General features: G+C 69.4%; 16 protein-coding genes and 7 pseudogenes. 15 read left to right on the forward strand and 8 right to left on the reverse strand.

All coding sequences use genetic code 11. The features are described 5' to 3' along the window. Positions 1-79: 79 nt before the first annotated feature. The 4 genes and pseudogenes from G7085_RS20380 to gnpA all read left to right on the forward strand — a co-directional run bounded on the left by G7085_RS20380 (position 80) and on the right by gnpA (position 6124). Positions 80-2908 (forward strand): annotated as a pseudogene (locus G7085_RS20380) (vitamin B12-dependent ribonucleotide reductase). A 97-nt stretch (positions 2909-3005) separates the two neighbouring features. Continuing rightward, positions 3006-3095, forward strand: a pseudogene (locus G7085_RS35745) (hypothetical protein); the annotation flags it as partial. 331 nt (positions 3096-3426) lie between these two features. Then, a complete protein-coding gene (locus G7085_RS28275; RefSeq protein WP_231979761.1) occupies positions 3427-3804 on the forward strand; it encodes a sulfurtransferase in 378 nt (125 codons plus the stop codon). A gap of 120 nt (positions 3805-3924) precedes the next feature. Beyond that, positions 3925-6124 (forward strand): annotated as a pseudogene (gene gnpA, locus G7085_RS35750) (1,3-beta-galactosyl-N-acetylhexosamine phosphorylase). Positions 6125-6202: 78 nt separating this feature from the next. On the opposite strand, the gene G7085_RS20395 reads toward gnpA, so the two are convergent. Further along, positions 6203-6874, reverse strand: a complete 672-nt coding sequence (locus tag G7085_RS20395; RefSeq protein WP_197512248.1) for an SPFH domain-containing protein — start codon at positions 6872-6874, stop codon at positions 6203-6205. Between the two features lie 330 nt (positions 6875-7204). On the opposite strand from G7085_RS20395, the pseudogene ilvD reads away from it, so the two are divergent. The 4 genes and pseudogenes from ilvD to G7085_RS20415 all read left to right on the forward strand — a co-directional run bounded on the left by ilvD (position 7205) and on the right by G7085_RS20415 (position 10570). Further along, positions 7205-9045, forward strand: a pseudogene (ilvD, locus tag G7085_RS20400) (dihydroxy-acid dehydratase). 64 nt (positions 9046-9109) lie between these two features. Further along, positions 9110-9415, forward strand: a complete 306-nt coding sequence (locus G7085_RS20405) for a PLDc N-terminal domain-containing protein (protein WP_197512249.1) — start codon at positions 9110-9112, stop codon at positions 9413-9415. Next, positions 9412-10005 (forward strand): phospholipase D-like domain-containing protein, encoded by a 594-nt coding sequence (locus G7085_RS20410; RefSeq protein ID WP_197512250.1) that lies wholly within the window; start codon positions 9412-9414, stop codon positions 10003-10005. The genes G7085_RS20405 and G7085_RS20410 overlap by 4 nt, the downstream gene beginning before the upstream one ends. Before the next feature lie 133 nt (positions 10006-10138). After that, entirely contained in the window at positions 10139-10570 is a 432-nt protein-coding gene (locus tag G7085_RS20415) for a phospholipase D-like domain-containing protein (RefSeq protein ID WP_197512251.1), read from the forward strand. A gap of 169 nt (positions 10571-10739) precedes the next feature. Here G7085_RS20415 and G7085_RS20420 read toward each other — a convergent pair whose 3' ends face one another. The 6 genes and pseudogenes from G7085_RS20420 to G7085_RS28305 form a co-directional block, all read right to left on the reverse strand. Beyond that, positions 10740-11285 carry a CorA family divalent cation transporter gene (locus G7085_RS20420; RefSeq protein WP_408647146.1) on the reverse strand — a complete coding sequence of 182 codons (546 nt, stop codon included), beginning with the start codon at positions 11283-11285 and terminating at the stop codon, positions 10740-10742. Positions 11286-11350: 65 nt separating this feature from the next. Next, positions 11351-11785: a CorA family divalent cation transporter gene (locus tag G7085_RS31360; RefSeq protein WP_269451936.1), complete on the reverse strand. Its 435-nt coding sequence runs from the start codon at positions 11783-11785 to the stop codon at positions 11351-11353. A gap of 45 nt (positions 11786-11830) precedes the next feature. Further along, a complete protein-coding gene (locus tag G7085_RS20425; RefSeq protein WP_197512253.1) occupies positions 11831-12208 on the reverse strand; it encodes a DedA family protein in 378 nt (125 codons plus the stop codon). A gap of 188 nt (positions 12209-12396) precedes the next feature. Further along, the gene (locus G7085_RS28290; protein ID WP_231979762.1) at positions 12397-12666 is read right to left on the reverse strand and encodes an ATP dependent DNA ligase; all 270 of its coding nucleotides are present in this window, start codon (positions 12664-12666) and stop codon (positions 12397-12399) included. Further along, positions 12639-13480: pseudogene (locus G7085_RS28300) on the reverse strand (ATP-dependent DNA ligase). The gene G7085_RS28290 and the pseudogene G7085_RS28300 overlap by 28 nt, the downstream one beginning before the upstream one ends. 234 nt (positions 13481-13714) lie before the next feature. Further along, positions 13715-13933, reverse strand: a complete 219-nt coding sequence (locus tag G7085_RS28305) for a hypothetical protein (protein ID WP_231979763.1) — start codon at positions 13931-13933, stop codon at positions 13715-13717. An 84-nt stretch (positions 13934-14017) separates the two neighbouring features. On the opposite strand from G7085_RS28305, the pseudogene G7085_RS28310 reads away from it, so the two are divergent. Next, a pseudogene (locus G7085_RS28310) lies at positions 14018-14205 on the forward strand (histidine phosphatase family protein); the annotation flags it as partial. A gap of 188 nt (positions 14206-14393) precedes the next feature. After that, entirely contained in the window at positions 14394-14528 is a 135-nt protein-coding gene (locus G7085_RS31365; protein WP_269452268.1) for a hypothetical protein, read from the forward strand. On the opposite strand, the gene G7085_RS20440 is transcribed toward G7085_RS31365, so the two are convergent. After that, complete coding sequence (locus G7085_RS20440; protein WP_197512255.1) at positions 14521-14997, reverse strand: hypothetical protein; 477 nt, start codon at positions 14995-14997, stop codon at positions 14521-14523. The two genes, G7085_RS31365 and G7085_RS20440, sit on opposite strands and share 8 nt — an antisense overlap. Positions 14998-15467: 470 nt before the next feature. Here G7085_RS20440 and G7085_RS20445 point away from each other — a divergent pair, with 470 nt between their 5' ends. The 5 genes and pseudogenes from G7085_RS20445 to G7085_RS20460 all read left to right on the forward strand — a co-directional run bounded on the left by G7085_RS20445 (position 15468) and on the right by G7085_RS20460 (position 18898). Beyond that, positions 15468-16103, forward strand: coding sequence for a T3SS (YopN, CesT) and YbjN peptide-binding chaperone 1 (locus G7085_RS20445; protein ID WP_197512256.1), 636 nt, complete (start codon positions 15468-15470; stop codon positions 16101-16103). Between the two features lie 328 nt (positions 16104-16431). Continuing rightward, positions 16432-16869 carry a pyridoxamine 5'-phosphate oxidase family protein gene (locus tag G7085_RS20450; protein WP_197512257.1) on the forward strand — a complete coding sequence of 146 codons (438 nt, stop codon included), beginning with the start codon at positions 16432-16434 and terminating at the stop codon, positions 16867-16869. Positions 16870-16947: 78 nt separating this feature from the next. Continuing rightward, positions 16948-17118, forward strand: a pseudogene (locus G7085_RS33450) (universal stress protein); the annotation flags it as partial. 494 nt (positions 17119-17612) lie between these two features. Then, on the forward strand, positions 17613-17795 hold the full coding sequence (locus G7085_RS33455) for a hypothetical protein (RefSeq protein ID WP_331715851.1): 183 nt from the start codon (positions 17613-17615) through the stop codon (positions 17793-17795). Beyond that, positions 17792-18898, forward strand: a complete 1107-nt coding sequence (locus G7085_RS20460) for a helicase-related protein (protein WP_231979764.1) — start codon at positions 17792-17794, stop codon at positions 18896-18898. Before G7085_RS33455 ends, G7085_RS20460 begins: the two co-directional genes overlap by 4 nt. Positions 18899-18978: the final 80 nt, after the last annotated feature.

Below are 18978 nucleotides of genomic sequence, written 5' to 3' on the forward strand. Positions count from 1 at the left end.
CGGTTGGCCCACCCGTGGACCAAGCAGCAGCAGCACCATCCGTTTTTTTGAGACATATGAAGTCAGAGGGACGTCCAACATGACAGCGACAGCGCGCTCAACTCGGCGCAAGAACGACAAGGGCACCGGAAAGGGCCTGGTCATCGAGCGGGTCTTCACCACGGAGGGGTGCACCCCTACGACGAGGTGGAGTGGGACCTGCGCGACGTGGTGCAGACCAACTGGAAGACCGGTGAGACCGTCTTCGAGCAGCACGGCGTCGAGTTCCCGACCTCCTGGAGCGTCAACGCCTCGACGATCGTCACCACCAAGTACTTCCGTGGCGCCCTCGGCACCGAGGCCCGCGAGACGAGCCTCAGGACGCTGATCAGCCGGGTCGTAACCTCGTACTCGAAGGCGGGCCGCGAGTTCGGCTACTTCGACACCGATGCCGATGCCGAGATCTTCGAGCACGAGCTCACCTGGATGCTGCTCAACCAGTACTTCTCCTTCAACTCGCCCGTCTGGTTCAACGTCGGCACCCCCTCGCCGCAGCAGGTCAGCGCGTGCTTCATCTTGTCGGTTGACGACTCCATGGACTCGATCCTCAACTGGTACAAGGAGGAGGGCTTCATCTTCAAGGGCGGCTCCGGCGCCGGCCTCAACCTTTCGCGCATCCGCTCCTCGAAGGAGCTGCTGAGCTCCGGCGGCACCGCCTCCGGCCCGGTGTCCTTCATGCGTGGCGCCGACGCATCCGCGGGCACCATCAAGTCGGGCGGCGCCACCCGACGCGCGGCCAAGATGGTCGTGCTCGACGTCGACCACCCGACATCGAGGAGTTCGTCGAGACGAAGGCCCGCGAGGAGGACAAGATCCGCGCCCTCCGCGACGCCGGGTTCGACATGGACCTCGGTGGCAGGGACATCACGTCGGTCCAGTACCAGAATGCCAACAACTCGGTGCGCGTCAGCGACGAGTTCATGACGGCGGTCGAGGAGGGCGCCGCCTTCGGGCTGCGGTCCCGCACCGACGGCTCCGTGATCGAGGAGGTCGACGCGAAGGCGCTCTTCCGCAAGATCTCGAAGGCCGCATGGGAGTGCGCCGACCCCGGTGTCCAGTACCACGACACCATCAACGACTGGCACACCAACCCCGAGACCGGCCCCATCACGGCGTCGAACCCCTGCTCCGAGTACATGAGCCTCGACAACTCGTCGTGCAACCTCGCCTCGCTGAACCTGCTCAAGTTCCTGGGGCCGACGGCTCGTTCGACTCCGAGCTGTTCGTGAAGGCCGTCGAGCTGATCATCACGGCGATGGACATCTCGATCTGTTTCGCCGACTTCCCGACCGAGCCCATCGGTGAGACAACCCGCAACTTCCGCCAGCTCGGCATCGGCTACGCCAACCTGGGTGCACTGCTGATGGCCATGGGTAAGGGCTACGACACCGAGGCCGGGCGCTCGACCGCCGCGGCCATCACGTCGATCATGACGGCGGCCTCCTACCGGCGCAGCGCCGAACTGGCCGGTGTCGTCGGCCCGTACAACGGCTTCGCGGTCAACGCCGAGGCCCACCAGCGGGTGATGCGCAAGCACCAGGCGGCCAACGACAACCTGCGGGTGCTGGCCGACGACCGTGCGCTGCACTCCGTCGCGACCCGCGAGTGGGACCTCGTCGTCGCGACCGGCGCCGACAGCGGGTTCCGTAACGCCCAGGCCTCCGTCCTGGCGCCCACCGGCACCATCGGCTTCATGATGGACTGCGACACCACCGGCATCGAGCCCGACTTCTCGCTGGTCAAGTTCAAGAAGCTGGTCGGCGGCGGTTCCATGCAGATCGTCAACCAGACCATCCCGCGTGCGCTGCAGCGGCTGGGCTACGACGCCGATGAGATCGAGGCGATCGTCGAGTTCATCAGCAGCAACGGCCACGTCGTCGGTGCTCCCGGCCTCGCGGCCGAGCACTACGAGGTGTTCGACACCGCCATGGGTGCCCGCGCCATCAAGCCGATGGGTCACGTCCGCATGATGGCGGCCGTGCAGCCCTTCCTCTCCGGCGCCATCTCGAAGACGGTGAACCTGCCCGAGTCGGCGACCGTCGAGGAGATCGAGGACGTCTACCTGCAGGGTTGGAAGCTCGGGCTGAAGGCGCTCGCGGTGTACCGCGACAACTGCAAGGTCGGCCAGCCTCTGTCCGACGGCAAGAAGAAGGACACGCCGGCCGAGGCCGCTGCCACCGAGGTCGTCGAGAAGATCGTCTACCGCCCCAAGCGTGAGCGGCTGCCGAAGTCGCGTTCGTCGCGCACCACGAGCTTCGCCGTCAGCGGAGCCGAGGGCTACATGACCTCGGGTGCCTACAACGACGGCCACCTCGGCGAGGTGTTCCTCAAGCTCGGCAAGCAGGGCTCGACCCTGGCCGGCGTGATGGACGCCTTCTCGATCGCGGTGTCGATCGGCCTGCAGTACGGCGTCCCGCTGGAGAGCTTCGTGCAGAAGTTCACGAACCTGAAGTTCGAGCCGGCCGGCATGACGGACGATCCCGACATCCGCATCGCCCAGTCGTTCATGGACTACATCTTCCGCCGCCTGGCGCTCGACTACCTGACGTTCGACGACCGCGCCGAGCTCGGCATCTACACGGCCGCCGAGCGCGCCCGCTACGTCGAGACCGGCTCCTACCTGTCTGAGGAGGACGAGGCCGCCATGCCGGAGGCCGAATCCCTGCGCAACGACGCCGGCGACAACTTCAAGGTCGACGGCGCCCGCCAGCCCTCCCTGCTCGACGCGCACACCACCGCCGAGCTGATGGAGGCCCTCGGTGTGGCCGAGGTGGACGCCCCTCTGTGCATGACGTGCGGCACGAAGATGCGCCCGTCCGGCTCCTGCTACGTCTGCGAGGGCTGCGGCTCGACCAGCGGCTGCAGCTGACCTGACGAGCGACCCGGTGCGGCGGCCCGGAACCCGTGGGGGTTCCGGGCCGCCGCATTTCCCGGGCGGTGCGCCGACGGGCACTAGGCTGACGGCCATGATCCCTCCCGTCGTCACCACCGAATGGCTCGCCGCGCACCCCGAGGCGGTGCTGGTCGACGTGCGCCACTACCTGGACGGCCGCTCCGGGGCCGACGCCTACCGCGCCGGTCACCTCCCGGGTGCGCTGTTCGTCGCCACCGACGTGGTGCTCTCCGACCCGCCGACGGCGGAGCTGGGTCGCCACCCGTTGCCCGATCCTGCCCGCTTCGCGGCCGGGCTCTCCGTGCTCGGGATCGGCGACGGTGCGCTCGTGGTCGCCTATGACGATGCCGGGGAGCGATGGCAGGACGGCTGGTCTGGCTGTTGCGCATGCTGGGTGAGGACGCCGCCCTCCTCGACGGCGGCATGGCGGCGTGGGATGGTGCACTCTCGACGGAGGTCCCCGTGCCGGAGGTCGCGGCGTTCACCGCCCGGCCATGGCCCGCGGGGCTCTCGCCACTATCGAGGAGGCGGCAACCGGTGCCGTCGTCATCGACGCCAGGGCCTCGGAGCGGTTCCGAGGCGAGGTGGAGCCGATGGACCCGAAGGCGGGTCACATCCCCGGCGCGATGAGCTATCCGCTCACCGGCAACCTCGGCGTCGACGGCCGCTTCCTCGCCCCGGAGGCACTGCGGGACAGGTTCGCGGGGATCGCGGACGCCGCCGAGGTGATCTCCTACTGTGGTTCCGGCATCACCGCTTGTCATAACTTGATTGCCCTCGAATATGCCGAGCTGGGAACGGGACGGCTCTACCCGGGGTCATGGTCGGCCTACAGTGCAACCGACCGTCCGGTGGCGACCGGCGACGAGTGATCCGCTGAGCGAACGCTCACCCCTTTCGAGCGTTGTCCGTTCCGTGTGGTTCATTGGGAGCGGTCACGGTATGTTGTGCATACTTCTAGACACGCGCGACTTCTCCCAAGGAGCAACTCAATGGCGACAACCGGCCGCGTCACCCTGCCCATCGAGCAGGGGATGGACGCTGAGCTTCCCGGCATCCTCGAGCGCCTCGGCGCCGACGCGGTGCGCAACTCGGACGGCACCTGGCTGCCCGAGATCACCACGCAACTGGGGGCCAAGGTCTACGAGACCTACTTCCCGGCGCGTGGGAACCAGGAGTTCGCGTTGGCCAACCTCGACGCCCGGCCCCGCTTCTACCTGATGTCGGAGCGCGTTGCCGCCCGGGTCGACGGCCCGCTCGCCATCGCCATCATGACCGGCTACTACGCGATGCAGGTCGCACCCGACCAGGGCGATCTCCGCCGCTGGTGGGAGGTCATCGACCGCACGACCGGTGAGGTCATCCCGGTGGACGGCTGGAGCGTCGAGGGTGAGGGGACCGACGTCACCGTCACCGTCACCGCCGCCGAGGCGTTCCACGTGTACACCGTGAGCTTCCTCGCCTGGCAGGTGTGGGACTCCACCCAGATGTACAACTACACGACCAACAACTGGGAGAACGACCCCACCCGCGTGCGCGAGATCGGCTACGACGCCAGACACCCCGTCGCGTGGCGGCACATGGTGGACTCGCTGCGCGCGTGGTGCCAGGAGCGACCCGACGTCGACGTGGTGCGCTTCACCACGTTCTTCTACCACTTCACCCTGGTGTTCAACGATCTCGGCAAGGAGAAGTTCGTTGACTGGTTCGGCTACTCGGCCTCCGTGTCGCCCCTCGCCATGGACGCCTTCGAGGCGGAGTACGGCTACCCGCTCCGCGCCGAGCACTTCATCGACCAGGGCTACTACAACAACTCCTTCCGCATGCCGAGCAGGGAGTTCCGCGACTGGATCGACTTCCAGAGCCGCTTCGTCAGCTCCCGGGTGAAGGAACTCGTCGACATCGTCCACGAGTTCGGCAAGGAAGCCCTGATGTTCCTGGGCGACACCTGGATGGGTACCGAGCCCTACGGGAAGTACTGGCCCGAGATCGGCATGGACGGCGTCGTCGGCTCGGTCGGTTCCGCTGCCACCTGCCGGATGATCTCCGACATCCCCGGTGTCCGGTACTCCGAGGGCCGCTTCCTCCCGTACTTCTTCCCCGACGTGTTCAAGCCCGGCGGTGAGCCCTCAAGGAGGCCAACGAGTCCTGGCTGCAGGCCCGCCGTGCCATCTCCCGCAAGCCCCTCGACCGGATCGGCTATGGCGGCTACCTGTCGCTCGCGGTCAAGTTCCCCGACTTCATGGCCCGCATCGAGGAGATCGCCAACGAGTTCCGCTCGATCCACGAGGTCGGCGGCGGCCGCCTCGCCCAGCGCTCCACCATCCGCGTCGGCATCCTCAACGCGTGGGGCCAGCTGCGCACCTGGCAGACCCACATGGTCGCCCACGCCCTCTGGTACAAGCAGATCTACTCCTACCTCGGCGTGCTCGAATCGCTCGCGGGTCTCCCGTTCGACCTGCAGTTCGTCTCCTTCGACGACGCCCGCCACGGCGCCCTGAGCGACCTTGACGTGGTCCTCAACGTCGGCGCCGCGGGCACCGCGTTCTCGGGAGGCGACGCCTGGCTCGACCCTGAACTCCAAGGTGCGGTGCGCCGCTTCGTGGCCGCGGGTGGTGGCTTCATCGGCATCGGTGAGCCGACCGCGGTACAGAGCAACGGCGCGTTCTTCCAGCTCTCCGATGTGCTCGGCGTCGACAAGGAGATGAGCCTCTCGCTCTCGAGCGACAAGTACCCGTCGAGAACCGCGGCCACTTCATCACTGCCGACCTCGACGGCGCGCTCGACGTCGGCGAGGGTGCGGGCGACATCTTCGCCACCACCGGCGCCACCCAGATCGTGCGCCTGCAGGACGCCTCCGCCGAGCTCGCGGCCAACCAGGTGGGCGAGGGGCGCGGCGTCTACATCGCGGGGCTTCCCTACAGCCACGACAACGCCCGCGTGCTGCACCGCGCCATCTACTGGGCGGCCGGCCGCGAGGCCGACTTCGCGACCCAGTGGGTGCCGAGCAACCCGGGCGTCGAGGTCGCGGTGTTCGAGGAGGCGGGCAAGGCGCTCGTCATGAACAACCTGACAGAGGCCGCCAGCACCACCGTCTCGGGCCGTGCCACCGGCCTGGCCGGCGAGGGCGAGGTGCGCGAGCTGCAGCTCGACCTGGAGCCCATGGAGTCGCGTTGGATCGACCTGGCGTGATCGCCTGAACCCAATCGCAGTGGCGCCCCATCCGATCGGACGGGGGCGCCTTCCTGTCTGTCGGCCGGGTGGCCCGGCTCAGTCGCCTGCCTCGTCGACCCGCAGGCTGAGCGAGGATCCCATCGGGATGGCCTGCACCATGCGCAGCTTCGCGAGGCTCGGGTGGTCCTCGAGGATCTTGGCGCCGTTGGCCAGGCTGCGCAGCGCGGCGGTCTCGGCCCGTGCCGCCTCCAACTGGGCCTGCCCCTTCGCGCGGGCGGTCAGCACCGCGATCGCCGCTGCGCGGAACTCCTGCGGTAGCAGGACGTCCTTGATCACCACCGTGTCCACCCGGTGGCCGACCCCGCTCGCAGCCTCCCGGGCGGCGCTCAGCGCAGCGGCGGTGATCTCGGGGCGCGTCCGCACCGCCTTCGCTGCCTCCTCCAGTTCCAGCTCGGCGAACGCGTCGCGCAGCGCCAGTTGGATCGCAAGGTAGATGAGGTGATCGGGCTGCTCGTAGGTCAGCGCCAGGACCGGATCGCACACCTGCACCTGGGCCACCGCCGTGACCCGCACCGAGCCGCCGTCGGCGGTCGGGATCTCCTGCGGTGCCAGCTGCAGCAGCCGGCGCGTCATCGACACCGCCCGGTATGAGGCGTGGCGCACCCGTCGGTGGCGCCCCGGTGTGAGCACGGTCGGGTCGGCGGCGCCGACCTGGGCGACGACGACCTCGCTCGGATCGACCTGCAGGTGGAACCTCGATGTCCGCATTTGCTCTCCTTCACGCTTGGTCAGATCCTGCGGCCCGGCCGGAGCCCGGTGCGGACCCTCGGTCGGGTGCATGGCGTGGGGTTCGTTGCGCCGGGCCACAGGACCTGGGTGGGGATTTGCACCCCGGCCTTGCGGCCTACTTATGTGGCAATTACCTGTCCTTTGCAGGTGCGTGCCAGGGCCAATGCGGGAACGGGACACACCACAGTGCTTCCGCCCAGACCCTGGCACGCTGCCAAGCGTAGCGGGCCGGGCGTGAACGTGGACGGGCCGGGAGGCGATCCGCGGGTAATCTGGGAGGACGCAGACGTCTCTTCTGGAGGTTCATCCATGCCGGCGCTTCGGTCCCGCACCACCACCCACGGTCGCAACATGGCGGGCGCCCGCGCCCTCTGGCGCGCCACGGGCGTCACGGACTCCGACTGGGGCAAGCCGATCGTGGCGGTGGCCAACTCTTTCACGCAGTTCGTGCCCGGGCACGTCCACCTGCGCGACATGGGAAAGCTCGTGTCCGAGTCGATCGCCGAGGCCGGGGGAGTGGGCCGCGAGTTCAACACCATCGCCGTCGACGACGGCATCGCCATGGGCCACGGTGGCATGCTGTACTCGCTGCCCAGCCGCGAGCTGATCGCCGACTCCGTCGAGTACATGGCCAACGCGCACTGCGCCGACGCCCTGGTGTGCATCTCCAACTGCGACAAGATCACCCCCGGCATGTTCCTGGCCGCGCTGCGCCTCAACATCCCCGCGGTGTTCGTGTCCGGCGGCCCCATGGAGGCCGGCCGCGCGATCGTCAAGGACGGCGGCACCGTCGAGACATCCCTCGACCTGGTGGACGCGATGGTCTCGGCCGTCGATCCGAACGTCTCGGACGCCGAACTCGGCCGCATCGAGGCCAACGCGTGCCCCACCTGCGGCTCCTGCTCCGGCATGTTCACCGCCAACTCCATGAACTGCCTGCTGGAGGCCATCGGCCTCGCCCTGCCGGGGAACGGATCGACGCTGGCCACGGCGGCCTCCCGCAAGGGCCTCTTCCAGGAGGCGGGCCGCCTCGTGGTCGAGCTGTGCCGCCGCTGGTACGACGAGGACGACGCGTCCGTCCTCCCGCTGTCGATCGCGACCAAGCCCGCGTTCGAGAACGCCATGCGGCTCGACGTCGCCATGGGCGGCTCCACCAACACCGTCCTGCACCTGCTGGCCGCGGCCCAGGAGGCGGGCGTCGACTTCACCCTCGACGATATCGACGCGATCTCCCGCGTCACCCCGTGCCTCGCGAAGGTCGCCCCCAACTCGGCGAAGTATTACATGGAGGACGTGCACCGCGCGGGCGGCATCCCGGCCCTCCTGGGCGAACTGCGCCGCGGAGGCAAGCTGGACGAGGCCGTGCACGCCGTGCACTCGCCGACGCTGGACGCCTGGCTCGCCGACTGGGACATCCGGGGTGGCTCCGCGCGGCCCGAGGCCATCGAGCTGTTCCACGCGGCCCCGGTGGGGTCCGCACCACCGAGGCGTTCTCATCGTCGAACCGCTGGGAGAGCCTCGACACGGACGCCGAGGGCGGCTGCATCCGCTCGACTAACCACCCCTACACGGTCGACGGTGGACTCGCCGTCCTCAAGGGCAACCTCGCTGTCGACGGCGCCATCGTCAAGACCGCAGGCGTTCCGGAGGACCAGTGGAACTTCACGGGGAGGGCCATCGTCACCGAGAGCCAGGATGAGGCCGTCGAGGCCATCCTCGGCAAGGTGGTGCAGCCCGGCGACGTCGTCATCGTCCGCTACGAGGGGCCGAAGGGCGGTCCCGGCATGCAGGAGATGCTCTACCCGACGTCCTACCTGAAGGGACTCGGCCTCGGGCCGAAGTGTGCGCTCGTCACCGACGGCCGCTTCTCCGGGGGCTCCTCCGGACTGTCCATCGGGCACGTCTCTCCCGAGGCGGCCTCCGGCGGCACCATCGGCCTCGTGGAGACGGGTGACCCGATCACCATCTCCATCCCCGACAGGCTGATCCGGCTCGACGTCGACGACGCGACACTGACCGAGCGGCGCGCCCGCAGGGACGCCGAGGGCTGGCAGCCCGCCGACCGTGAACGCGAGGTGTCGACCGCGCTGAGGATCTTCGGCATGCTCGCCCAGTCCGCGGACAAGGGAGCGGCCCGCAAGCTCGCCTGAGCCGACTGACCCGCGGGCGCGCCCGGAGCCGATACGATCGGCCCGAGTGTGGAGGGAGCACCGGGTGGATCTGCCGCAGTGGGTGACGATCATCTTCCTGATCGTCGAGTACGTCATGAAGATCATCGCGATCGGGGTGGTGCCCGAGAACCGGCGACCCTCCTCGTCGTCGGCCTGGCTCCTGCTGATCCTCTTCCTGCCGGTGGTCGGTTTCCCGCTCTACTGGCTCATCGGCAGCCCGTGGGTGCGTGGTCGCAGGCTGGCGATCCAGCGCCAGAGCGACGAGATCATCAAGAACCACACCGTCGGGCTGCCCGACGTACCAGAGGGGCCCAGACCACCGCCGCGCTGGAGGGCATCCTCCGGATGAACCGCGAGCTCACCGGGCTGCCGTGCCTGACGGGGGCCGTGCACGGCCTCCACGACGATGCGCGCGCCACCTACCAGGCGATGGGGGCCGCCGTGGACCGCGCGCAGCGCTACGTGCACGTCGAGTTCTACATCATGGCCTGGGACGACGCGACCGACGTGTTCTTCAGCGCGCTTGCCCGCGCCGTGGAACGCGGTGTGAAGGTGCGCCTGCTCGTCGACCAGGTCGGCTCCCAGAAGTACGACGGCTGGAAGCAGTTCAAGCGCAGGCTCACCGAGGCGGGCATCGACTGGCGCCTCATGATGCCCATCTCGCTCAGGACGCGGCAGTGGCGCCGCCCCGACCTGCGCAACCACCGCAAGCTGCTGATCGTCGACGGCGACGAGGCGATCATGGGCTCCCACAACGTGATCGCCCCGCACTATGCGAGCGCGAAGAACCTCAGGATCGGGCGCGAGTGGCACGACCTGTCGGTGTCGGTCTCCGGCGACATCGTCCTGGAGCTCGAGGCCGTCTTCGCCACCGACTGGTTCACCGAATCGGGGAGACTCTCGACCCCGACGAGCACTTCGTCGACAAGCCCGACCTGATCCCCGGCGGTTCCGCCAACGCGATGCAGCTGGTGCCCTCCGGGCCCGGGTACCCGACCGAGCCGAACCACCGCATGTTCGTGTCCCTGATGTATCTGGCGGAGCGGTCCATCACGATCGCCAGCCCTATTTCGTGCCCGACGAGGCGCTGCTCAGCGCCATCATCTCCGCCTGTCACCGGGGCGTGCGTGTCGAGCTGTACGTCGGCGAGGAGGCCGACCAGTTCCTGGTGGGGCACGCGCAGCGCTCCTACTACGAGGCGCTTCTCGAGGCAGGGGTGCACATCTACCTGTACCCGGCGCCCGCCGTGCTGCACTCGAAGTACCTGACCATCGACGACCGGATCGGCGTGATCGGCTCCTCGAACATGGATTACCGCTCCTTCGCTCTCGATTACGAGATCATGCTGCTGGGCTTCGGCGGCAACCTCGTCGAACTTCTGCACGGCAACGACGCCCACATCCGTGAGGTCTCGCACCTGCTGACGTTGGAGGAGTGGAGGCGCCAGCCCTGGTCCTCGCGCTACCTCGACAACGTCTGCCGGCTCACCTCCGCGCTCATGTGAGACCCGACGGGGCGTCGGTGCCGTTCCCGACACCGACGCCCCGCCGGTTCCAGCCCTCAGCCGCAGGTGGCCGCCTCGTAGGCGACGCGGGTCGGCGTGCCACCCCCGGTGGTGAGAGTCAGCTCTCCCGCCTCGTGCGTGGCCGGCCCGGTGCCGGATGTGGGGATGCTCAGAGCCAGTCCTTCCACTTGAAGATGAGGTACATTCCGAGGCCGGTGAGGAACATCAGGCCGAGTCCCCAGGCGTAGCCCCACGCCCAGCCGAGCTCGGGCATGTGTGTGAAGTTCATCCCGTAGGTGCCTGCGACGAGGCTCGGCACGAACAGCACACCGGCCCAGGCGGCGATGCGCCGCGAGTCCTCGGCCTGCCGCAGGCTCGCGGCGGTCATGTTGGTGACCTCCTCGTTCTGCCGCTGGGTCTGCAGCGCCAGGTTCAGGTCGAGCGTGCCCTTCAGTGCCTCCCGCAGGGTCTCCACCCGCTCGTCGATCACGATGGCGTGGTCCTCGATGTCGCGCAGGTCCTGCCGGACCGCCTCCGGCGCGTCGGCCAGCAGCCGGTCCTCACGGACATCCATCACGATGTCGCGGAGCGGGCGGACGGCCCGCTGGAAGTCGATCACCTCGCGTGACAACTGGTAGATGCGCTTCGACACGTGGGTGCTGCCGCCGAAGACCTGTGACTCGATCTCGTCGACGTCGTTCTCGATGCCGAGCACCACGGGTCGGTAGTCGTCGACGACCGCGTCGAGCAGGCGCAGGAGAACGGCGCGTGGGCCGGCCTTCAGCAGCTCGGGCGGTGCTCGAGTGAGCCGCGCAGTTCGGACAGGTCGGGGGTGGCCGCGTGCCGCAGCGTGATCACGAAGCGGTCGGTGACCACGGCGTGCAGTTCGCCGAACGCGACCGACTCGCTGCGGTCGATGTAGTCGGCGGCCCGCAACACCAGGAACCCGACGTCGCCGTAGCGCTCGAACTTGGGCCTCTGGTGGGCGACGACAGCGTCCTCCACCAGCAGCGGGCTGAGCGAGAACTGGCGCGCCAGCAGGCCCATCTCCGCGGGGCTCGGGCGCAGGAGTCCTGCCCAGGCGAAGCCGGTGGGATGCCTGTCGAGCGCATCGAAGAGTTCGGAGAAGGTGGTGGGTGTCTCGACGCGGACGCCCTCGACATAGATGCCGGCGTCCACGATGGACGAGCCCGTCAACTCGGCTCTCGTCTCCATGGGTCCCTCCTCGCCGTCGAACGGCGGCAAGACTACCCGCTGGGCCTACTCGGTGCCTGCCCTGACCGCGGAGTCGCGCCGGAGTACCGACCAGAGGATGCCTGCCGCCGCGAGGACGAAGACCGCCACCAGGAGCGGTGGGGAGAACTGCCACAGGCGCACCACTGCGGCCCAGCCGATGAACCCGACCGTGCCGTACAGGAAGGCCCACAGTACGGAGCCGACGGTCACCGCCGGGAGGTAGCGCCTGAGCGGCATCCGGGTGATGCCTGCCGCCAGGTTGATCACCGTCTGGATGCCGATGGTGAGGAACGAGAGCGAGATGGCTGGGGCGCCCCACCGGGCGAGCCAGCGGGTGGCCCGCGCGTAGTGGCTGGAGGAAATCAGCTTGGCGAAGCGGGTGCGCTCGGCGCCCGCGGTCATCCCCGACCGAGCCAGTAGGTGCCGTTGGCGCGGAGCATCACGATCACGAAGAGGGCCGCGACGATCACCAGGTAAGGGGCGTCCCACGTCATCGGGTTGAACACGCGCGCTCCTGTTCCTCGGCTCGTCGGACGCCTCAGTCTGCCACAGAATTAGGGAGACAAAGTGTCGCTAAAATCCCGTGGCGCTCACCCGCCGAGCGCGCGGACGTCGTCGATGGTGTCGGCCTGGGTGGCGTCCTTGTCTTCGCGGTAGCGCACGACCCGGGCGAACCGCAGGGCGACCCCTCCCGGGTAGCGGCGCGACCGTTGGATGCCGTCCACGGCGATCTCGACCACCTGCTCCGGCCTCACCCGCACGGTCCAGGCGTCCGCGTCATCGATGGCCAGGTCGCGGAAGCGTGCGCTCTGCCAGCGGAGCATCTCGTCGCTCATGCCCTTGAACGTCTTGCCCACCATGACGAAGGCACCCGGGAGGTCCGGGTCCCTCGCCCCAGATGGATGTTCGACAGCCAACCGGTGCGCCGACCTGAGCCGTGCTCGACGGCGAGCACGACCAGGTCGAGCGTGTGGACGGGCTTGACCTTGATCCAGCCTGAGCCCCTCCGGCCCGCCTCGTAGGGCGAGGTCGGGTCCTTCACGACGACGCCCTCGTGCCCGGCGGCGAGCACCGAGTCGGTGAACGCGACCGCCTCGGGCACGTCAGCCGTGAGCAGCCTGCCGGTCCGCAGTTCCGGCGGCACGAGGCGGTCGAGCAGCGCCAGCCGCTCGGCGAGGGTAGGTCGACGAGGTCGTCGCCGCCGGCATGGAGCAGGTCGAAGAAGAAGGGGGTGATGCGCGCAGGGGCCGTGCCGACAGTGCCGGTCCTGGCGGCGGTGTCCTGGAACGGGGAGGGGCGGCCGTCGGCACCCAGCACGAGGCCCTCGCCGTCCAGGACGAGGTCGCCTCCCGGCAACGCCGCCACCACCTCGACCACCTCGGGCAGCCTGGCCGTGATGTCGTCGAGGCTGCGCGTCACGATCAGCACCTCGCCGCCGCGACGGTGCACCTGCAGCCGGATCCCGTCCAGCTTGGAGTCGAGGACCACGGCCCCGCCGCGCCCCGCGACGGCCCTGACCATCGCCGCCTCCACATCGGCCGCCGACGAGGCGAGCATGGGCAGCACGGGGCGCCCCACCTCCAGCGTGAATGCGGTCAGCGCCGCACGCGCCTCCGCGGAGCCGCCAGCAGAAAGGGCCGCCTCCGCCACCGGCGGCGTCGATCCTGCCATCATGGCGGCCCGCCGCACGACGGCCACGCCGACGCCGGAGGCCTCGGCGAGGGCGGACTGGACGACTGGGTCGAGAGCCCCTGCCGCAACTCCCCGAGCAGCAGGGCCCGCAGCCACTCCTGCTCGGGCACGGTGGCGGCGGAGAGCAGGCCCCGCAGCGCCGTCGACCGTGCGGCCTGCGAACCCTCACCCCGGCCTCGGCGAGGGCCGTGAACGCGGCGTCGACGGCCGCCACCGTCAGCGTCGGCGTGGGGGCCGCTGGGGAGGGGAGCTGAGAGAGCGCCACCCGACGCCGGTGCGGCGCCGCAGCAGCGACCCGCCGAGCCACGCCGCAACCGCGGCCGCATCGGTGGCGGCCGTGCGCGAGAACAGCTCGGCCATCAGGTGCACCTTCGCGGTGCGGGCTGCGGTCGAGGCGACCGCACCCGAGGTGTCGACGATCTCGTGCAGCAGCATCCGTCCATCCTCTCACCGGCGGTGGGGCACTAGACTCGCACCGTGCTGCTCCACCTCATCCGCCACGGCCAGTCGACCTGGAATGTGGAGGGCCGGGTCCAGGGACAGGCGATGGACGTGCCGCTCACGGCCCTCGGGGTCGAGCAGGCGGGAGGGCGGGCGATGCGCTCGCGGACCTCCCGCTCGCCGCCGTGTTCAGCAGCGATCAGACCAGGGCGCTCCAGACTGCCGGGATGGTGGCGGCCCCACACGGACTGGGCGTCACGGCCGACAGCCGGCTCCGCGAGGTCCACCTCGGCCGCATGGAGGGCAGGCTCACCGCCGACCTGGTACCCGAGGAGACCCCGGCGGGGTGCACGTCTCCGAGGTCCGGTGGGGTGGGGAGAGTCGCTCGCCGACGTGGCCGACCGGCTCCGCCCCTGCTGGCCGATCTGAGGTCCGGATTCCGGGAGGCGACGAGGTGGCGCTGGTCTCCCACGCGGACACCCTCCGGGTCCTGGTCACCCTTCTCGACGGCGGCACCCACCGCGACGTCGACTGGGAGGCGTGGGCATCGTGGGACAACGGCCGGGTGGTCACCCGGGAGCTCAGCTGACGGGTGACAGCCGATCGGTCAACCAGTCACAGAGGGCGGCCGCGATCCTCGGGTGATCCTTTTTCAACGAGTGGTCTCCCGCGACGCGCACCAGAACGCCGAGGGCGGGTGGAACCGGGATCCCGAAGGGGTCCCGCTCACCCTGGATGATCAGGGTCGGAACCTGCACCGCACTCAACTCGTCCTGTCGTGAGGGCGGCCTCCCGGTGGCTGCAGGGGAACGCGAGGCAGACGACGGCGTCGCACCCCGTCGCGGCGGCCGTCCGGCAGGCCACCCTTGCCCCGTAGGAGCGGCCGCCGGACACCAGTGGTCCCTCGGGAACCTGGCCCGGAGCGTGGCCACGACGGCGGTGAACGCCTCGTCGGTCCGGGTGCCCCGCGGCGGCACCCTGCGGCCGGCCACCGCGTACGGTGGCTGCGCGAGCGCCGACGCCATCCCGAGATCGACGGCGACCTGCGAAGCCAGCACGAGGTCTGCACCGCCGATGCCTCCGCTGGCGCCCGGCCGAGCACCAGCAGGCCGCGCGACCCTTCGGGGGCATCGAGCGTAACCAGGGCGGGTCCGTGGGGCGTCCCCACCTCCACTGTCTCCATTCCCGGATGGTAGGCGCCCGTGTCGGGGTTCCGACGACAAGGGTGGAAACAGGGCGCTGATACGTGTACTAGGTTGGAACCGGAGGTGGGCAGTGAGCGACTACAACGACTTCGATTTCGACAGCACCCAGAAGGAAGCGTGGGACGAGTTCTCGCGGAGGCTCGACGAGGTGCTCTCGGTCATGGATGCCACGGCCGACCTCACCATCTCGGCCTTCTCCACGGACGAGGAGGCGCCGGGGATCCGCTTCTCCATGGTGGCGCCGGAGCTGATCGGCGCCTACGTCAAGGGATCCGACGCGGGAAGAGCCACCCCACGGAGGAGACGGAGCTGCGCGCGCTCGGGTGGGACGACCCAACCCCGGCGAGCCGTGGTTCCACACCGTCGTCAGTCAGGAGGAGTCGGCCCGGTTGGCGCGCCTCGCCACCGAAACTCTGGCTGCCGTCTTCGGCGTCCTGCACCCGATCTTCCTCGAGCCCGACCAGTTGGCCGAGATCCTCAAGGGCGAATCCACCTGGATCCCTCTCGAGCCGCGGCCGCTCGGGAAGGACGAGGTGTCCGTACGGACCGCGAGCAAGGCGGAACTCGACCGGCTCGTCGATGAGGTGCTGCGCGCCCGGTTCGGTCACCCGGCCCTGCGTAACGAGCAGGGCGATGTCGCGATCCGCGTGGGCTCGACCATGGTGTTCCTGCGCTCCACCGACGACGCCGCCGAACTGATCCTCTTCTCGCCGCTCGTGCACGACGTCAGCGGCCGGTCCCGCGCCTGCGAGGTGCTGAACGACCTGAACGTCGAGGCACGGTTCGGTCGCTTCTCGCTGCACCGCGACCGGGTGTTCGTGCAGTTGTCGGTGCCCGCGCAGCCGTTTGTGCCCGCGCACCTGTACCAGGCGCTCCACATCCTCAGCCAGATCGCCGACGGGATCGACGACGAACTTGCCGACCGCCTGGGTGGGCGGACCACGTTCCAGTCACTGTGATCCGCCCACTCCTCGGGCTCAGCGGCAGGCCGGGGCCTCGTACGAGGCCCCCGTGGTTGCGCTGACCGGTACCCCGTCGCGTCGCCGGTGGCGGTCAGCTCCGCCGTCACCGTGCCCGGGTGGCGGTGCGCGTGTTGACGTAGCCCCACGACTTTCCGGTGGCCGGGTCCGCCCGAAGGCTGGTCGGCGACGCTGTTGCCGAGCTCACCCGAGGCATCGACGAGGGTGCGCCCAGTCGGATGTCTCCTCTCCGCCCGCGTTGACGTGGTCGGCTGCGGGGACCGCGCGCCGGGCCTCGCCGCGTGAGCGGGCGCGCTAGGGTTGCTCCATGACCAGTGACCCGGGCTCGGAAGTGACCTACTTCTCCAGGCTTGAAGCCGACGAGTGCTGGGCCCTGCTCGCTGAGGCGGAGATGGGTCGGATCGCCTGGCAGGGCGACGACGGCCTCGTCGTGTTCCCCGTCAACTTCCGTCTGGACGGCCACACCGTCGTGTTCCAGACGGCCGACGGCGGCGCGCTGTCGCGGCTGACGGAACCCACCGAGGTAGCCTTCCAGGCCGACGAGATCGACGCCGAGGCCGCCGTCGGGTGGACCGTCCTCATCCAGGGATCACCCGTTCGGGGAGGCCGAGAAGTCTGGCCACATCAGCTGGCTCGACGGCGAGCGACCCGTCTGGGTGGCTATCACCGCAGGCGCAGTCAGCGGACGCGTGATGTCCGGAACGAGAAGGAGCTGACCCATGACCGAGCCCATCAACACCCCTGACGAGCGGGACGGTGCGGAGGAACTTCCCCAGGCTCCCGAGGCCGGGGACAACACGGGTGACAGCGACCTCCCCTGATCATCGTCGGCGTCGACGGCAGCGACGACGGTCTGCGCGCCGTCCGCTTCGGCGCGAACACGGCCGTGCGCTACGGCGGCGAACTGATGCTGGTCAACGCGGTCGACGACACACTGATGGCCGGAGCCTGGGGCGTCGTCTACGACCCCGAGGTGCTCCAAGCCGCCGGCGTCACCGCCAACGAGCAGGCCAAGGCCCTCGCGCTCGAGCTCGGCCTCGACCCCGCCCGCCTCAAGAGCGAGGTCGTGATGGGCTCGCCCGGCGGTGTCATGGCCCGGCTCAGCGAGGTCGCCGACCTCGTCGTGGTCGGCCGCCGCGCCGCGTCCGGCCTCGAGCGGATGTTCGTCGGATCGACCTCGGTCGCCGTCGTCGCCAACGCGTCGTGCCCCGTCGTCGTCATCTCAGCCGCCGCACACCCCGACCCGGTGGGTTCCAAGCGCGTGGTGGGTGTCGGGCTGCAGACCTCACCCGGATCCGAGGTCACCCTCAAGGCCGGGTTCGGGCAGGCACAGCGGCTCGGCAGCAGGCTCGAGATCGTGCACGCGATGCAGCCCCGGTCGGGCTGTTCTCCCGCAAGCTCAGCCCCGCCCAGCTCGACGAGCAGATCCGCTTCGCCCAGGGCGGCATCCAGGCCATCGCCGAGGACGTCGCCCCCGGGTTCCCCGACGTGGAGTACTCCGTCCACGTCGCCGCGGCCAGCCCGATCAACGAACTCGTCAGCCGCAGCAACGACTACGACATGTTGGTGCTCGGCACCGGATCGCCCAGCCTGACGGGCTTCGGGCTCGGCGGGCTGCTGCGCGGGCTGATGGCCCATGCCGAGTGCCCGTTGTACATCACGCACGGATGACGGACCGGACCGCACCAGACATCCGGGTAGACCCGTCGCTGCCGATCGAGGCGGAGGCGGTCACCATCGCGCGCCTCATCCGCGACAACCAGGTCGTGGTCGTCGCGGGCGAGACCGGCTCCGGCAAGACGACGCAGCTCCCGAAGATCTGCCTTCTCGCGGGCCGGGAGCGGATCGCGCACACGCAGCCCCGCCGGATCGCCGCCCGCACAGTGGCGCAGCGCATCGCGTCCGAGTGCGGCGTCGAGCTCGGCGACTTCGTGGGCTACCAGGTGCGGTTCACCCGCAAGGTGAGCGCGGCGACGCGGATCAAGGTGATGACAGACGGCATCCTGCTCTCCGAGCTGACCCACGACCGGCTGCTCAGCAGGTACGACACGATCATCATCGACGAGGCCCACGAGCGCAGTCTCAACATCGACTTCCTGCTCGGCTACCTCAAGCAGTTGCTGCCGAAGCGACCCGACCTACGCGTGATCGTCACCTCCGCCACCATCGACACGGCCCGGTTCGCCGAGCAATTCGACGACGCCCCCATCGTCCGGGTGTCCGGCAGGACATTCCCAGTGGAGGTCGTCTACCGCGACCCGCAGGAGGGCGAGGACCAGATCGAGGCGGTCACCTCCGCCGTCGAGGAGATCGTGACGACGTCGTCGGCCGGGGACATCCTCGTGTTCCTGAGCGGCGAGCGGGAGATCCGCGACACGGCCGACGCGATCGAGGGCCTCGACACGGGGCTCGAGGTGCTGCCGCTGTTCGCGCGGCTGTCCTCGGCCGACCAGCAGCGGGTGTTCGCACCCCAGGCGCGCCGACGCGTCGTGCTGGCCACCAATGTCGCCGAGACCTCCATCACCGTGCCCCGGATCCGCTACGTGATCGACACCGGAACGGCCCGCATCTCGCGCTACTCGGCGCGCACGAAGGTGCAGCGGCTGCCGATCGAGCCGATCTCGCAGGCCTCCGCGAACCAGCGCTCGGGCCGCTGCGGCCGCGTCGGGCCCGGTGTGGCGATCCGGCTGTACTCGGAGGAGGACTTCGAGGCCCGCCCGAGTTCTCCGACCCGGAGATCCTGCGCACCAACCTCGCCACCGTCATCCTCCTGATGGCGCAGGCCGGCCTGGGCGACATCGAGTCGTTCCCGTTCGTCGAGGCACCGGTCACCGCCCACATCAACGACGGGGTG

This window comes from Tessaracoccus coleopterorum (assembly GCF_011174705.1).
Taxonomy (GTDB): Bacteria; Actinomycetota; Actinomycetes; order Propionibacteriales; family Propionibacteriaceae; genus Arachnia; species Arachnia coleopterorum.

Coding starts and splice junctions, on each gene's coding strand:
- G7085_RS28290 (WP_231979762.1), bottom strand. CDS start 12,666: ATGGTGGGCAAGACGTTCAAGGGCATGAGCGACGAGATGCTCCGCTGG.
- G7085_RS20395 (WP_197512248.1), bottom strand. CDS start 6,874: ATGCGGACATCGAGGTTCCACCTGCAGGTCGATCCGAGCGAGGTCGTC.
- G7085_RS20425 (WP_197512253.1), bottom strand. CDS start 12,208: ATGACCGCGGGCGCCGAGCGCACCCGCTTCGCCAAGCTGATTTCCTCC.
- G7085_RS20450 (WP_197512257.1), top strand. CDS start 16,432: ATGACCAGTGACCCGGGCTCGGAAGTGACCTACTTCTCCAGGCTTGAA.
- G7085_RS28275 (WP_231979761.1), top strand. CDS start 3,427: ATGGCCCGCGGGGCTCTCGCCACTATCGAGGAGGCGGCAACCGGTGCC.
- G7085_RS20460 (WP_231979764.1), top strand. CDS start 17,792: ATGACGGACCGGACCGCACCAGACATCCGGGTAGACCCGTCGCTGCCG.
- G7085_RS20410 (WP_197512250.1), top strand. CDS start 9,412: ATGAACCGCGAGCTCACCGGGCTGCCGTGCCTGACGGGGGCCGTGCAC.
- G7085_RS28305 (WP_231979763.1), bottom strand. CDS start 13,933: ATGCTGCTGCACGAGATCGTCGACACCTCGGGTGCGGTCGCCTCGACC.
- G7085_RS31360 (WP_269451936.1), bottom strand. CDS start 11,785: ATGGAGACGAGAGCCGAGTTGACGGGCTCGTCCATCGTGGACGCCGGC.